The sequence below is a fragment of the Rhizobacter sp. P2_H2 genome, assembly GCF_056403375.1.
Genome location: NZ_JBFUFP010000058.1, coordinates 1 through 13,424, shown reverse-complemented (window position 1 = coordinate 13,424; position 13,424 = coordinate 1). Strand labels below are relative to the sequence as shown.

Here is a 13,424-nt window from a genome sequence, read left to right as displayed (position 1 = left end):
GCCCGTGGGCGTGCTGCAGCGCGTCGAGATCCTGAAGGCGCTGTTCCGCGGTGCCCGCATCCTGATCCTCGACGAGCCGACCGGCGTGCTGACGCCGCAGGAGACCGAAGCGCTGTTCCGCGTGCTCGCCACGCTGAAGGCGCGCGGCGTCACGGTGCTGCTGATCACGCACAAGCTGAAGGAGATCCTCGCGGTGACCGACCGCGTCACGGTGATGCGCGGCGGCAGCGTCGTCGCCGACCGCGAGACGGCGCAGACCACCGAGGCCGAACTGGCCGAGCTGATGGTGGGCCGCCAGGTGCAGCGCTCCGGCACGCACCTCGCGCGTGAGCGCGGCGAGTTGCGGCTGCAGGCGCAAGGCCTGAGCTGGCGCGATGCCGGCGGCGTGCTGCGGCTGCAGGACGTGTCGCTCGACCTGCATGCCGGCGAGATCGTCGGCGTGGCCGGCGTCTCGGGCAACGGGCAGAGCGAGCTGCTGGCGCTGCTGAGCACGCTGCAGCCGCTGCAGCAGGGGCGGCTGGCCATTGCCTGCGAGGATGGCACCCGGGTCGACATCGACGCCACGCACCCCGGCAACCCGCACCGGCTGCGCGAGCTCGGCATCGCGCACGTGCCGGAAGACCGCCACCGGCTCGGGCTGGTGCTCGGCTTCGAGGCCTGGGAGTCGTCGCTGCTCGGCTACGTGGACGATGCGGCGCTGCGGCGCGGCCCGTTCATTGCCGGTGCGCAGGCACGCACGCAGTGCCGGCAGATGATGGAGGAGTTCGACGTGCGGCCGCGCAACGAGCGGCTCGCGTCGTCGAAGTTCTCCGGCGGCAACCAGCAGAAGCTGATCCTCGCGCGCGAGTTCCGGCGCGCGCCGCGCGTGCTGCTGATCGGGCAGCCGACGCGCGGCGTCGACATCGGCGCGATCGAGACCATCCACCGCCGCATCGTCGGGCTGCGCGATGCCGGCTGCGCGGTGCTGCTGGTGTCGACCGAGCTGGACGAGATCCTCGCGCTGTCGGACCGCATCGTCGTGATGAGCGGCGGGCGCATCACCGGCGAGGTCGCGCGCGACGAGGCGGACGAGACGCGGCTGGGGTGCCTGATGGGCGATGCCCGGGCGACCGGAGTGCCGGCATGAAGCACGTGCCTGCGGTGCTGCCGCGCTGGATCGACGTGCTGTTGCTGCCGGTGTTGAACGTCGCGATGGCGCTGCTCGCTGCCGGCCTGGTGGTCTGGGCGATCGGGCAGAACCCGTTCACCGCGGTGCAGCTGCTGGTGCAGGGCGCGTTCGGCAGCGAGCTCGCGTGGAGCTACACGCTGTACTACACGACCAACTTCATCTGCACCGGGTTGGCGGTGGCGGTGGCCTTCCATTGCGGGCACTTCAACATCGGCGCCGAGGGGCAGGGCACGGTCGGCGGGCTCGGCGTCGGCCTCGTGCTGCTGGCGGGCGACGCGTGGCTCGCCCCGGCGCTGCTGCTGCCGCTGGCGATTGCCGGCGGGCTGGCGGCGGGGGCCGCGTGGGCGTTCGTGCCGGCGTGGCTGCAGGCGCGGCGTGGCAGCCACATCGTCATCACGACGATCATGTTCAATTTCCTCGCGTCGACGCTGATGGTGTGGCTGCTGGTCAACGTCGTGAAGGTGCCGGGCAACCAGGCGGTGGAGTCGCGGCTGTTCGCGCCGGGCGCGGTGCTGCCGAGCGCGCAGGCGATGTTCGGTGCGATCGGCATCGAGTGGCCCGACACGCCGCTGAACCTCGCGTTCGCGCTGGCCCTGCTGGCCTGCGTGGGCCTGTGGGCGCTGCTGTGGCACACGCGGCTCGGCTATGCGCTGCGGGCGGTGGGTCTCGCGAGCGATGCGGCGCGCTATGCGGGCATCGATCCGCGGCGGCTCACGGTGATCGCGATGTGCCTGTCGGGCGCGCTCGCGGCGCTGGTCGGCGTCAACGAGATCGCCGGCGTGCACCACAAGCTGCTGCTGGATTTCGTCGCCGGCGCGGGCTTCACCGGCATCGCGGTCGCGTTGATGGGGCGCAACCACCCGGTGGGCATCGTGCTGTCGGCGCTGCTGTTCGGCGCGCTGGCGCAGGGCGGCTCCGAGCTGGTGTTCGAGATGCCGGCCTTCACGCGCGACATGTCGGTGGCGGTGCAGGGCTTCGTCGTGCTGTTCTGCGGCGCGTTGTCGCTGATGCTGCGGCCGCCGGTGGCGTGGCTGTATGGCCGGCTGGCAAGGGGCGCGGCATGACGGACGACTGGCTGATCGTCGCATCGGTGCTTGGCGCCACGCTGCGCATCGCCGTGCCGCTGGTGCTGTGCGCGCTGGCCGGCGTGTTCAGCGARCGCGCCGGCGTGATCGACATCGGGCTCGAGGGCAAGATGCTCGCGGCCGCGTTCGCCGCCGCCTGCCTGGGCGCGATCGGCTGGCCGGCATGGCCGGCGATGGCCGGTGCGATCGCGGTGTCGGCGCTGCTCGCGCTGGTGCACGCCTGGGCCTGCGTCACGCACCGGGGCGACCAGATCGTCTCCAGCGTCGCGCTGAACGTGATCGCCGCCGGCCTCACGGTGGTGCTCGGCCTGGTCTGGTTCCACCAGGGCGGGCGCACGCCGAACATCGGCGATGCGAGCCGCTTCATGGCGCTGTTCCCCGACGCCGCGAACGCGGTGCAGGGCTGGCCCGTCATCGGCCCGCTGCTGGCCGAGGGCGTGCTGCGCCACAACCTGCTGGTGTGGGTCACCGTGGCGCTGGTGCCGGCCTCGTGGTGGCTGCTGTACCGCACGCGCTTCGGGCTGCGGCTGCGCGCGGTCGGCGAGAACCCGGCGATGGTCGACGCGGCCGGCATCTCGGTCGGCGCGCTGCGCTACGGCGCGGTGCTGCTGGCCGGCGTGTTGTGCGGCGCGGCGGGCGGCTACCTGGCGCTGGCGCAGAACGCGTCGTTCACGCCGGGCATGACGGCCGGCCGCGGCTTCATGGCGCTGGCCGCGATGGTGTTCGGCAAATGGCACCCGCTGCGCGCGGCCGTCGCCTGCCTGCTGTTCGGCTTCCTCGATGCGGTCGCGATCCGGCTGCAGGGGGTCGAGCTGCCCGGCCTCGGCAGCGTGCCGGTCGAGCTGATCCAGGCACTGCCTTACCTGCTGACGGTGGTGCTGCTGGCCGGCTTCTTCGGCCGGGCCGAGGCGCCGCGCGCGCTCGGCCGGGCCTACGTGAAGGAGCGCTGAAGCGCCGCGGCCTGCATCTCACAGCATCATGCCGCCCGACACCTCGATGCGCTGGCCGGTGATCCAGCGACTGCCGTCGGCCAGCAGCGCGGCCACCGCGCCGCCGATGTCGTCCGGCAGCCCGACGCGGCCGAGCGCGGTGACGCCGGCGATGTGCGCGTTGACCTGCTTGTCGTCACGCACCTGGCCGCCGCGGAAGTCGGTCTCGATCGCGCCGGGGGCGAGCGCGTTCACGCTGATGCCGCGCGGGCCGAGCTCCTTGGCCATGTAGCGCGTCAGCACCTCCACGCCGCCCTTCATCGCGGCATAGGCGGCATAGCCCGGGAACGTGAAGCGCGCGAGGCCGGTCGAGATGTTGACGATGCGCCCGCCATCGGCGATCAGCGGCAACAGCTTCTGCGTCAGGAAGAAGGTGCCCTTCAGGTGGATGTTGCTGAGCAGGTCGAACTGCTCCTCGGTGGTTTCGGCGATCGGCGCATTCAGGCCGATGCCGGCGTTGTTGACCAGGTGGTCGAAGCGCTCACGCTGCCAGGTGCTCGCGAGCACCTTCTTCACCGTCTCGGCGAAGGCCGCGAAGCGCTTGCTGTCGCCCACGTCGAGCTGCAGCGCGACGGCCCGGCGGCCGAGCGCCTCGACCTGGCGCACCACGGCGTGCGCCTCGGCCTCGCTGCTCTGGTAGGTGAGGATCACGTCGCTGCCTTGCGCGGCCAATGCCAGCGCCGTGCTGCGGCCGAGGCCGCGGCTGCCGCCGGTGACCAGGGCGATGCGGGGGGTGGTCGATGCGGTCATGTCGGTCTCCTTCAGAGGGAACGGGTTGCGGTGAAGGGGACTTTAGGAGTTCACTTGCAGAGGATAAAGTCGCCTTGAATGACAGGACTGTTCTTCGTAAAAGGACAATGACGCGATGGAACTCGACGAGCTCCGCATCTTCGCCCGGGTGGCCGAGCTGGGCAGCTTCACGCAGGCGGCCGAGCAGCTGGGGCTGGTGAAGAGCCGCGTCTCGGCCGTGGTGCTGCAGCTGGAGTCACGCGTCGGCGCGCGCCTGCTCCAGCGCACCACGCGGCGCGTGCAGCTGACGCCCGATGGCGAGGTCTTCCTCGCACGCAGCAAGGAACTGCTGGCGGATGCCGACCAGCTGCAGGCGATGTTCCAGCCGGTCGCCAGCGGCCTGAAGGGGCGCCTGCGCATCGACCTGCCGAACAAGCTGGCGAGCGAGCTGGTGATCCCGCGCCTGCCGGAGTTCCTCGCGGCGCACCCGCTGCTCGAGGTCGGCATCAGCACCACCGACCGGCAGGTCGACCTGGTGCGCGAAGGCTTCGACTGCGTGCTGCGCGTCGGGTCGCTGGCCGATGCCGAGCTGGTGGCGCGGCCGCTCGGCGTGCTGACGATGGGCAACGTCGCGAGCCCGGCCTACCTGGCCGCGCACGGCACGCCGACGACGCTGGCCGACCTGGCTCGGCACCGCATCGTCCACTATGCCGCCAAGCTCGGCACGCAAGGCGCCGGCTGGGAATACCAGGAGGAGGGCGTGACGCGCGTGCACCCGATGCGCAGCACGGTGGTCGTCAACGGCACCGATGCCTACCAGGCGGCCTGCCTCGCCGGGCTCGGCCTGATCCAGGCGCCGACCTTCGGCACGCGGCGCCTGGTCGCGCAGGGCCTGCTGGTCGAGGTGATGCCGCAGTTCGTCGCGCCGCCGATGCCGGTGTCGCTGCTGTACCCGAACCGCCGCCAGCTGGCGCCGCGGGTGCAGGCGGTGCTGAACTGGATCGCGCAGGTGGTCGAGCCGCAACTGCGGGCAGAGGCCGCTGCACAATGACCGCCATGAACACCCCGACGCCGATCCTCCTCGATTGCGACCCCGGCATCGACGATGCCCTCGCGCTGTTGCTGGCCGCCGGCGCGCCGGAGCTGGACCTGATCGGCGTCACCACCGTGGCCGGCAACCGCACGGTCGTGATGACCGCGGACAACGCCTGCCGCGTGCTCGACCTGGCCGGCCGCCACGACGTGCCCGTGCACGCCGGCTGCAGCCATGCGCTGACGATGCCGCGGGCCCGCACCAACACCGTCCACGGCGAGGACGGCCTCGGCGGCGTCGAGCTGCCGAGCAGCCGCACCCCCACCGCGCAGCACGCGGTCGACGTGATCGAGCAGGCGCTGCTGCGCGAGCCCGCCGGCAGCCTGACGCTGGTCGCGATCGGGCCGCTGACCAACCTCGCGCTGGCGGAGATCAAGCGCCCCGGCCTGCTGCAGCGCGCGAAGCGCGTGCTCGTGATGGGCGGTGCCGCGTTCTGCGACGGCAACATCACGCCGGCCGCCGAGTTCAACTTCCATGCCGATGCACTGGCCGCGCAGACCGTGCTCGGCAGTGGCGCGCCGGTGCTGCTGTTCGGGCTCGACGTGACGCGCCAGGCGGCGATGCCGGCCGACTGGGTCGATTCGCTGGGCACGCTCGGCAACCGCTGCGGCCCGGTCGCGCGCGACCTGATCCGCGGGTTCCGCCGCGACAGGCCGCTGCTGCACGATGCCTGCCCGGTGGCGTGGCTGCTGGCGCCCGAGCTCTTCGCGTCCGAGCGTTGCCGGGTCGAGGTCGACTGGCGGCCYGGCCTCACCGAAGGCCACCTGTCGGCCAAGCGCATCGCGCTGGCCCGGGACGATTTCGGCACGCCGGTCGACGTGTTCACGTCGGTCGATGCCGACGCGCTGCGCGCACTGCTCAGGCAGCGCCTGGCTCGCCTGCCCTGAGGGCGTCTGCCGGGCCGGCCAGGATGCGGGCGATCAGCGCGCCCAGCTCCTCGAAGGTGTTCTCTTTCTCGAGCAGCCCGCGCACGCCCACCGCGCGGGCCTCGGCCCGCAGCTCTTCGGTGATGTAGCCCGAGCTGAKCACCACCGGCAGGTCGGGCCGGATGCGTGCCAGCTCGCGCGCCAGCTCGATGCCCGAGTTGCCGGGCATGTTGTAGTCGGTCACCAGCAGGTCGACCTCCTGCGGGTGCTCGCGCACCTGGGCGATGGCCAGCGCCGCCTCGTTGAACGTGCGCACGCGGTAGCCTGCGCGGGCCAGCAGGCGCTCGACCATGATGACCATCGTCTCGTCGTCGTCGACGTAGAACACGCGCTCGCCGTGGCCTGCCGACGCCTGCTGGACGTGCGGCGCGCGTGCCACGGCCCCGGCCGTGTCGGCCACCGGCAGGTACAGGTGCAGCGTGGTGCCGACCCCCGGCTCGCTCTCGACCGCGATGGCGCCGTGGTGCGCGACGACGATGCCGTGCGCCACCGAGAGCCCGAGGCCAGTGCCCTGGCCGACCGGCTTGGTCGTGAAGAACGGCTCGAAGATCCGCTCGCGGGTCGCGTTGTCCATGCCGGCACCGTCGTCGCTGACCCACAGGTGCGCATGGCGGCCCGGGTGCAAGCCGCCGAGGCGCTGGCAGGTCGCCGGATCCAGCTCCACGCCGTCGAGCCCGATGCAGATGCGGCCGACGCCGCCGCGCAGCGCATGCCAGGCATTCGTGCAGAGGTTCATCAGCACCTGCTGCACCTGCGTGGCATCGGCCTGCACCTGCGGCAGGTCGTCGGCGATGCGCGTCTGCAGCTCGACGCCGGCCGGCAGCGTGGCGCGCAGCAGCTGGTGCGTCTCGTCGACCACCGGCCGCAGCGACTGCGTCTGCAGCTCCTGCGGCTCGCGCCGGCTGAAGGTGAGGATCTGCCGCACCAGCATGCGGGCGCGCAGGCTGGCCTTGTGCACCTCGCGCAGCAGCGCGCCGGCCGGGTGGTCGGCACCGACGGCCTCCAGCGCCAGCGCCGAGTTGCCGAGGATGGCGCCGACGATGTTGTTGAAGTCGTGCGCGATGCCGCCGGCCAGCGTGCCGATCGATTCCATCTTCTGCGAATGGCGCAGCTGCGCCTCGTAGCGGATCAGCTCCGACTCGGCCTCCTTGCGCTCGTGGATGTCGGTGATCGCGACGCGGATGCTCGGTGTCTCCGCTCCCAGGCCGCCCACGCGCATGCAGTCGAGCTGCACGTGCAGCGCGTCGGCATCGGGGCGGTGCAGCGCCAGTTCCAGGCGCTGGCGCGCGCCGTCCTGCAGCACGCGCTCGAAATGCGCCGTCCAGCGCTCGCGCTCCACCGGGTTGACGAAGTCGGCGAACTGCAGGCCGGCCGAGGCATCGCGGCGCAGGCCCAGCATGTCGGCACCGTTCAGGTTCAGCTGCTCGATGCGGCCGTCGGCGGCGAGCGTCAGGTAGCCCACCGGCGCCAGCTCGTAGAGGTCCATGTAGCGGTCGCGGCTGAGCTCCAGGTCGCGCTGCGCCTGGCGGTGCTCGGCGCGGATCACCGCCTGCGCCAGCTCGCGCTTGAGCACCGGTGCGAGCCGCGCGAGGTTCTGCTTCATCACGTAGTCGCTCGCGCCGGCCTTCATCGCCTCGACCGCGATCTCCTCGCCGATCGTCCCCGAGACGAAGATGAACGGGATGTCGAGGTCGCGCGAGCGGAAGGCCTGCAGCGCCTCGATGCCGCTGAACTGCGGCATGCGGAAGTCCGACAGCACGGCATCCCAGCGCTGCTGGTCGAAGGCTTCCTGCAACGCGGCCAGGCTTTGCACGCGCCTGCAGGTGGGCGCGAAGCCGCCGCGGCTCAGCACGCGGGCGACCAGCCGGGCGTCGTCCTCGGAATCCTCCACCACCAGGATGTTGACCGGCATGCTCATCGTGCGGGGGCCTCGAAGCTTCGGCTCAGGGGTGCGAACGGTCCGGCGGCAGCTGGTTGATCATCAGCCAGTAGAAGCCGAGCACCTTCGCCGCCTCGATGAACTCGACGAAATCGACCGGCTTGCGCACATAGCTGTTGGCGCCGAGCGAGTAGCCCGACACCAGGTCCTGCTCCTCCTTAGACGAGGTCAGGATCACCACCGGCAGCAGGCGCGTGCGCTCCTCGGCGCGGATCGCCTTCAGCACGCCCAGGCCGTCGAGCCGCGGCAGCTTCAGGTCGAGGATCACCAGCGCGGGCAGCGGCTGCGACGCGCGGTGCTCGTGCGCGTTGCGCGCGAACAGGTAGTCGAGCGCCTGCACGCCGTCGCGCGCGACGTCGATCGGGTTCATCAGGTGGCTGCGCTTGAAGGCGCGCAGCGTCAGCGCCACGTCGTCGTCGTTGTCCTCGACCAGCAGGATGGCCTTCTGTTCACTCATCGCGGGACTCCAGGCAGGTGGAAGTAGAAAGTGGCGCCCTGGCCGGGCCGGGCCTCGGCCCAGATGCTGCCGTCATGGCGCCGCAGGATGCGGTGGACGATCGCGAGGCCGATGCCGGTGCCCGGGAACTCGGTCTCATGGTGCAGGCGCTGGAAGGCACCGAACAGGCGGTCGGCGTAGGTCATGTCGAAGCCTACGCCGTTGTCCGCGACAAAGCACACCGGGCGGCCGTCCTTCACGGTGCTGCCGACCCGGATCACCGCATCGGCGGTCTTCGACGTGAACTTCCACGCGTTCTCCAGCAGGTTCTGCATCGCGATCTGCATCAGCGACTTGTCGGCATGCACGATCAGGCCCTCGTCGATCTCCCAGCGCATGGCGCGCTCCGGGTGCATCTTCTGCATCGAGTTCGCGATGTCGCGGGCGATCGCGCCGAGGTCGACGTTGCGCAGCACCAGTTCGGTGCGAGTGACCCGCGACAGCCCGAGCAGTTCGTCGATCAGCCGGCCCATGCGCTGGCTCGCGGCACGGATGCGCGAGAGGTGTTCGCGGCCTTCGTCGTCGAGGCGGTCGCCGTAGTCTTCGAGCAGCGCGAGCGAGAAGCCGTCCATGCTGCGCAGCGGGGCCCGCAGGTCGTGCGACACCGAGTAGCTGAACGACTCGATCTCGTGGTTGAGCGCCGCCAGCTCCTGGTTGCTGCGCTCGATCTGCGCGAACGAGTTGCGCAGCGTGGTCGTCATCGCGTCGAAGTTGCGCGACATCTCGCCGATCTCGTCGTGGCCGCCGATGTCGAGCCGGAACGCCCAGTTGCCGGACGCGACCTCGCGCGTGGCCTGCTGCAGGCGCTGGATCGGCACCAGCACGCCGCGGTGGATCAGCCAGCCGGCCGCGACGGTGGCGAGCGCGATCAGCGCCAGCCCCACCACGATCACCACGACCACGCGATGCTGCGCCCACGCGATGCGCGCGTTGGAGAAATCCAGCAGGCGGAAGGTATCGACCAGGCTCTCCTGGTGCAGCACCAGCAGCTTGCGCGAGATCAGCTCCTCGTAGAGCTTCTGCGTGTTCTCGTCGACGGCGCGCTGGTTGCTGTTGGCCTGCAGTTCCTCGAACAACTGACGCGTCTCGGTGCTGCGCCGGCGCAGGTCGGCGAGGATTTCCGAGGGCTCCGGCTCGGAGAAGATCGGTGCGTCCAGTGCGCGCTCGAGCCGCTCGGCCACCCGGCGCTCCTGCTCGTAGGCGCGCTGGTTCCGGTACAGCACGTACTCGAAGGTGACGAGCCGCAGGTCGTTCAGCACGCGGGCCACGTCCGACATGCGGCGGCGCTGCTGGTCGGCCGCCTCGACCTCGCCGTTGGCCCACCAGATCATCACGGCCAGCAGGGCGATCGTGCCCAGGCCCGTGGTCGTGGCGAGCCAGCCCTTGGCACTGATCTTCATTCGGTGTCGGTCATCCGTCTAGTGCGCCACGGTGACGCGGTCGGGTTGCTCCTCGAGCAAGGCATCGAGGTAGAGGTGGGGCAGGAAGTTGGGCGTCGGTGCCGACGCGGCGGCACGCCCGGTGGTGGTCCAGTCGGCTTCATCCTCCAGCGTGACCAGTTGCGACTGCAGCAGGTTCACGCGGAAGGCGAGCGATTTCCAGCCCGGCTGCAGCGTGGCGGGTTCCACCTTGAGGCGGCGCGCGACGATGGCCAGCGACTCGTCCGCATTCAGCCGGTTGAAGCGCTCCGCCTTCAGCAGCGCGCGCACGAAGCGGCGCGACACCTCGGCATGCTCGCGCAGGTAGTCGCTGCGGCCCACCACCACGTGGCTCACGGTGTAGGCGGCCGGTGCGGTGAACGTGATGCCTTGCGCACCGAGCGCCGATTCGGCGTCGCGGCGCACCGGCTGCCATGTCGAGGCGGCATCGATGCGGCCGCGCGCCAGCTCGTCGGCGAGGCGGCCGGGCGGCAGGTCGACGAGCGTCACGCTGTCGCGCGGCAACCGGTGGCGGATCAGCAGGGCCGACAGGAAGTAGTCGGCGCTGGTGCCGCGCGGCACGCCGACGCGCTTGCCGACCAGGTCGGCCGCTGTCGCGATGCCGCGATCGCGCCGCGCGACCACCGCCATCTCGTCGGAGACGCTCAGCATGCTCGCGAGGATGCTCATCGGCTGGCCGTCGAGCACCGCGGTGACGAAGGGCACCTCGGCCGCGGTGGCCAGGTCGACCTCGCCGCGCCCGAGCACATCGAGCGCCATCTTGCCGTGGCTGACCGGCACGATGGTGACGTCGAGGCCTTCGTCGCGCAGGTAGTCCTTCTCGGCCGCCAGCATCAGCAGCGCGGCGTGCGGCGTGCTGGAGAGCGCGAGCCGCACGGCCATCGCGGCCGGCCGGTGCGCCTGCGTCGTACGATATCGCCAGGTCATGGCCACGGTCACGAGGCCCACGGCCAACGCGACGGCAGCGATCAGAAGCGGCAGGCGGCCCATGCCCTTCGATGGCGCTGCAACTTCTGGCGAGTTCATCAGCCCCTCCCCTCACACTGAGGATTGCAGTGCAATTCGAGCCAAGCGTACGATTGAAGAACAATAGTTGCAATAGGGATTCGATGGCGCGCACGCCGGTAGTTCACGGGGAACCAGAGCAACTGGATCAGCGGCCATCGGACAGACGCCCCCCGTTCCTCGTGATGGCCCACCACCGTTCGGGCTCGAATTTCCTGAACGACGTCCTCCAATCATGCGCCGGCGTCGAATGCCTGAACGAGCCGTTGTCGATGCACACGCGCTTCTTCCGCGAGCACGACCTGGTGCCGTGGGGCGCCGACGACCACGACCCCGCGCTGCTGCATGCCAGCCTGCGCGACAGCGAGACGGTGCGCGGCTTCCTGCTGGAGCTGAAGGCCTACCTCGGGCAATCGCGCCGCGGCCGCGTGATCGGCTTCAAGGACACCTGCCTGTTCGGCAAGCTCGGCTGGCTGAAGGCCTTCCTGCCGGAGCTGCGCGTCATCTTCCTGCGGCGCGATCCGCGGGCCATCGTCTCGTCGGTGCTGCGCAGCAAGCTGACGACGCTGTGGAGCTACTCCGAGCTCGTCACCGGCGCGTTCATGCGCGAGGTTCCGGGTTACGTGAGCCGGGTCGCGCGCGCCGATGCGGCGATGCGCACGACCGAGGTGGTCGCGATGAGCGTTGCGCTTCGTTACGAACTGGCGCGGCGCTGCCTGCATCACTTCGAGCACCTGAGCGTGGAGCTGGCCGACATCTCGCGCGAGCCGGTGCGGGTGGTGGGGGAGCTGGTGTCCTTCCTCGGCGCCGAGGCGGCCGGCGATGCCGCGGCGTTCATCCATGCGCGGCAGGCCGAGACGCGCGGCGGGCTGTTCTCGTCGTACCGGTCGCTGGATGACGTGGAGAATGGCTGGCGCGAGCACCTGGGCGAGGCGCAGCTGGCGCTGATCGACGAGGTGCAGGAGGCGGTGAGAACACAAGCACGATGATCGAGCAGTACCTGAACGACGCGGTCGGCTTCACGGTGGCGTCCGGCCCGCTGGCGGGGCGGCGCCTGCGCGTCGCCCGCACGCTGCTGACCTGCCGCGTGGCCGCCGAGATCCTCAACGAGATGCAGTTGCCGCCCGAGACCGGCGAGGGCTACCGGTTCGTCAACGTCTGCAACCCGCGCAACCCGCTGGCCTTCGACCGCGAGGGGGTCGGCTGGCATTGCCGCCCCGCGCTGGACGAGCATCCGGTCTTCGGGCTGAACTGGGCGGCGGCCGGCCTGATCTGCGCGCACCTGGGTGCACGCCTGCCATGGGCGGCGGAGTGGGAGGCGGTGGCGTCGAACAACGATCCGCTGCGGGTCTACCCGTGGGGCGATGCGCCGCCGAGCCCGGTGCTTGCGAACTTCGACGAGCATTTCGGCGGCACCAGCGTGGTCGGCAGCTTTCCGCCGTCGGAGCTGGGGCTGTTCGACCTGGCCGGCAACCTGGGCGAGTGGTGCCAGGACCTGCACGATCGCGATGCCGCGCAACCGATGGAGCGGGTGGTGAAGGGCGGGGCGTGGAGCAAGGATGCGGGCCACCTGCGGATCCGCGCGAGCCGCGGCAAGTGGGGGCGCCTGGGCACGACGACGATCGGCCTGCGGCCGGTCTGGGACGACCGAGGATGAACCGAGGGCGGATCAAGATGACGAAGCTGGTGATCTTCGACCTGGACGACACGCTGATCGACTTCGCGTCGACGCGCCTGGTCGCGCACGGGTTGCTCGCCGAGGTGCTGGCCGACGAAGGCATCGCCGCGGCGCCGTTCCTGCAGGCCTGCGGCGAGGTCGACCGGCCGTTGTTCATGCAGTTCGAGCAGGGCCGGCTGACGCGCCAGGAGTACCGGATGCGGCGTTTTTCCGACCCGTTCGACCGCCTGGGCCTGGTGCCGCGCGAGGGGTTGGTGGCGCAGCTGAACCGCGTGTTCATGGACTGCGTGAACGACAGCCCGAAGCTGTACGACGATGCGTGGCCGACGCTCGAGCGCCTGCGCCGCGACGGCCTGCAGCTGGCCATCCTGACCAACGGGCCCGCCGACGGGCAGCGCCGCAAGCTGGCTGCGACCGGGTTGGGCGACGCGGTGGACCATGTCGCGATCGGCGAGGAGGCCGGCGTCAGCAAGCCGCATCCGCAGGCCTACCTGCGGGTGGCCGGGCACCTGGGGATCGCGCCGGGCGAGTGCCTGATGGTGGGCGATTCGCCGACGCTCGACTACGAGGGCGCCCTCGCGGCCGGGCTGCAGGCGCTGCTGCTGGACCGGGCTGGCGCGCATGGGGCCACGGGGCAGCGCAGCGTGCGGGATCTTCACGGCGTGAGGTGTTGAGGCCTCTCTTGTGTGACGCGTGGGCAGGGCGGCCGGGGGCAGGCTGTGGGGGCTCGGCTGGGGCGGTCGGCCCTGGCGGGCCGACTGCACGAAGAGGCTCGGCTTCGGGGGTGCATCGGCAAACTCCCTCCACTCACTTCGTTCGTTGTGGTCAGACACAGCCGATGAGTCAGTCTACGAAGCGCGCTGGCGCGCGCCACCCC

13 protein-coding genes are annotated in these 13,424 nt (G+C 70.9%); 8 read left to right on the top strand and 5 right to left on the bottom strand.

Annotation, left to right across the window (positions count from 1 at the left end):
* The 3 genes from AC1D15_RS06335 to AC1D15_RS06325 all read left to right on the top strand — a co-directional run.
* On the top strand, positions 1–1,126 hold a 1,126-nt coding region (locus AC1D15_RS06335; protein ID WP_477825333.1), incomplete at its 5' end, for an ABC transporter ATP-binding protein.
* A complete protein-coding gene (locus tag AC1D15_RS06330) occupies positions 1,123–2,232 on the top strand; it encodes an ABC transporter permease (protein ID WP_477825332.1) in 1,110 nt (369 codons plus the stop codon). The genes AC1D15_RS06335 and AC1D15_RS06330, both read left to right, overlap by 4 nt.
* Positions 2,229–3,203 carry an ABC transporter permease gene (locus AC1D15_RS06325; RefSeq protein ID WP_465111966.1) on the top strand — a complete coding sequence of 325 codons (975 nt, stop codon included), beginning with the start codon at positions 2,229–2,231 and terminating at the stop codon, positions 3,201–3,203. Before AC1D15_RS06330 ends, AC1D15_RS06325 begins: the two co-directional genes overlap by 4 nt.
* Positions 3,204–3,221: 18 nt before the next feature.
* Here AC1D15_RS06325 and AC1D15_RS06320 read toward each other — a convergent pair whose 3' ends face one another.
* Positions 3,222–3,992: an SDR family NAD(P)-dependent oxidoreductase gene (locus AC1D15_RS06320; RefSeq protein ID WP_477825331.1), complete on the bottom strand. Its 771-nt coding sequence runs from the start codon at positions 3,990–3,992 to the stop codon at positions 3,222–3,224.
* Positions 3,993–4,107: 115 nt separating this feature from the next.
* Between AC1D15_RS06320 and AC1D15_RS06315 the strand changes: the two genes are divergently transcribed.
* Positions 4,108–5,022 (top strand): LysR family transcriptional regulator, encoded by a 915-nt coding sequence (locus AC1D15_RS06315; RefSeq protein ID WP_047510354.1) that lies wholly within the window; start codon positions 4,108–4,110, stop codon positions 5,020–5,022.
* Between the two features lie 5 nt (positions 5,023–5,027).
* Positions 5,028–5,951, top strand: coding sequence for a nucleoside hydrolase (locus AC1D15_RS06310; RefSeq protein WP_477825330.1), 924 nt, complete (start codon positions 5,028–5,030; stop codon positions 5,949–5,951).
* Here AC1D15_RS06310 and AC1D15_RS06305 read toward each other — a convergent pair.
* The 4 genes from AC1D15_RS06305 to AC1D15_RS06290 are packed head-to-tail and all read right to left on the bottom strand — an operon-like array spanning position 5,923 to position 10,791.
* On the bottom strand, positions 5,923–7,908 hold the full coding sequence (locus tag AC1D15_RS06305; RefSeq protein ID WP_477825329.1) for a hybrid sensor histidine kinase/response regulator: 1,986 nt from the start codon (positions 7,906–7,908) through the stop codon (positions 5,923–5,925). The genes AC1D15_RS06310 and AC1D15_RS06305 overlap by 29 nt on opposite strands.
* A gap of 25 nt (positions 7,909–7,933) precedes the next feature.
* On the bottom strand, positions 7,934–8,386 hold the full coding sequence (locus AC1D15_RS06300) for a response regulator (RefSeq protein ID WP_047510357.1): 453 nt from the start codon (positions 8,384–8,386) through the stop codon (positions 7,934–7,936).
* A complete protein-coding gene (locus AC1D15_RS06295; protein ID WP_477825328.1) occupies positions 8,383–9,825 on the bottom strand; it encodes a sensor histidine kinase in 1,443 nt (480 codons plus the stop codon). The genes AC1D15_RS06300 and AC1D15_RS06295 overlap by 4 nt, the downstream gene beginning before the upstream one ends.
* A gap of 18 nt (positions 9,826–9,843) precedes the next feature.
* A complete protein-coding gene (locus AC1D15_RS06290) occupies positions 9,844–10,791 on the bottom strand; it encodes an ABC transporter substrate-binding protein (protein ID WP_477825327.1) in 948 nt (315 codons plus the stop codon).
* Between the two features lie 263 nt (positions 10,792–11,054).
* Between AC1D15_RS06290 and AC1D15_RS06285 the strand changes: the two genes are divergently transcribed.
* Genes AC1D15_RS06285 through AC1D15_RS06275 form a run of 3 tightly spaced genes read left to right on the top strand, consistent with a single transcriptional unit; the run spans position 11,055 to position 13,221 of the window.
* Positions 11,055–11,858: a sulfotransferase gene (locus AC1D15_RS06285; RefSeq protein WP_047510362.1), complete on the top strand. Its 804-nt coding sequence runs from the start codon at positions 11,055–11,057 to the stop codon at positions 11,856–11,858.
* On the top strand, positions 11,855–12,526 hold the full coding sequence (locus AC1D15_RS06280) for a formylglycine-generating enzyme family protein (protein WP_052212938.1): 672 nt from the start codon (positions 11,855–11,857) through the stop codon (positions 12,524–12,526). The genes AC1D15_RS06285 and AC1D15_RS06280 overlap by 4 nt, the downstream gene beginning before the upstream one ends.
* A gap of 17 nt (positions 12,527–12,543) precedes the next feature.
* Positions 12,544–13,221: an HAD family hydrolase gene (locus AC1D15_RS06275; protein WP_477825326.1), complete on the top strand. Its 678-nt coding sequence runs from the start codon at positions 12,544–12,546 to the stop codon at positions 13,219–13,221.
* Positions 13,222–13,424: the final 203 nt, after the last annotated feature.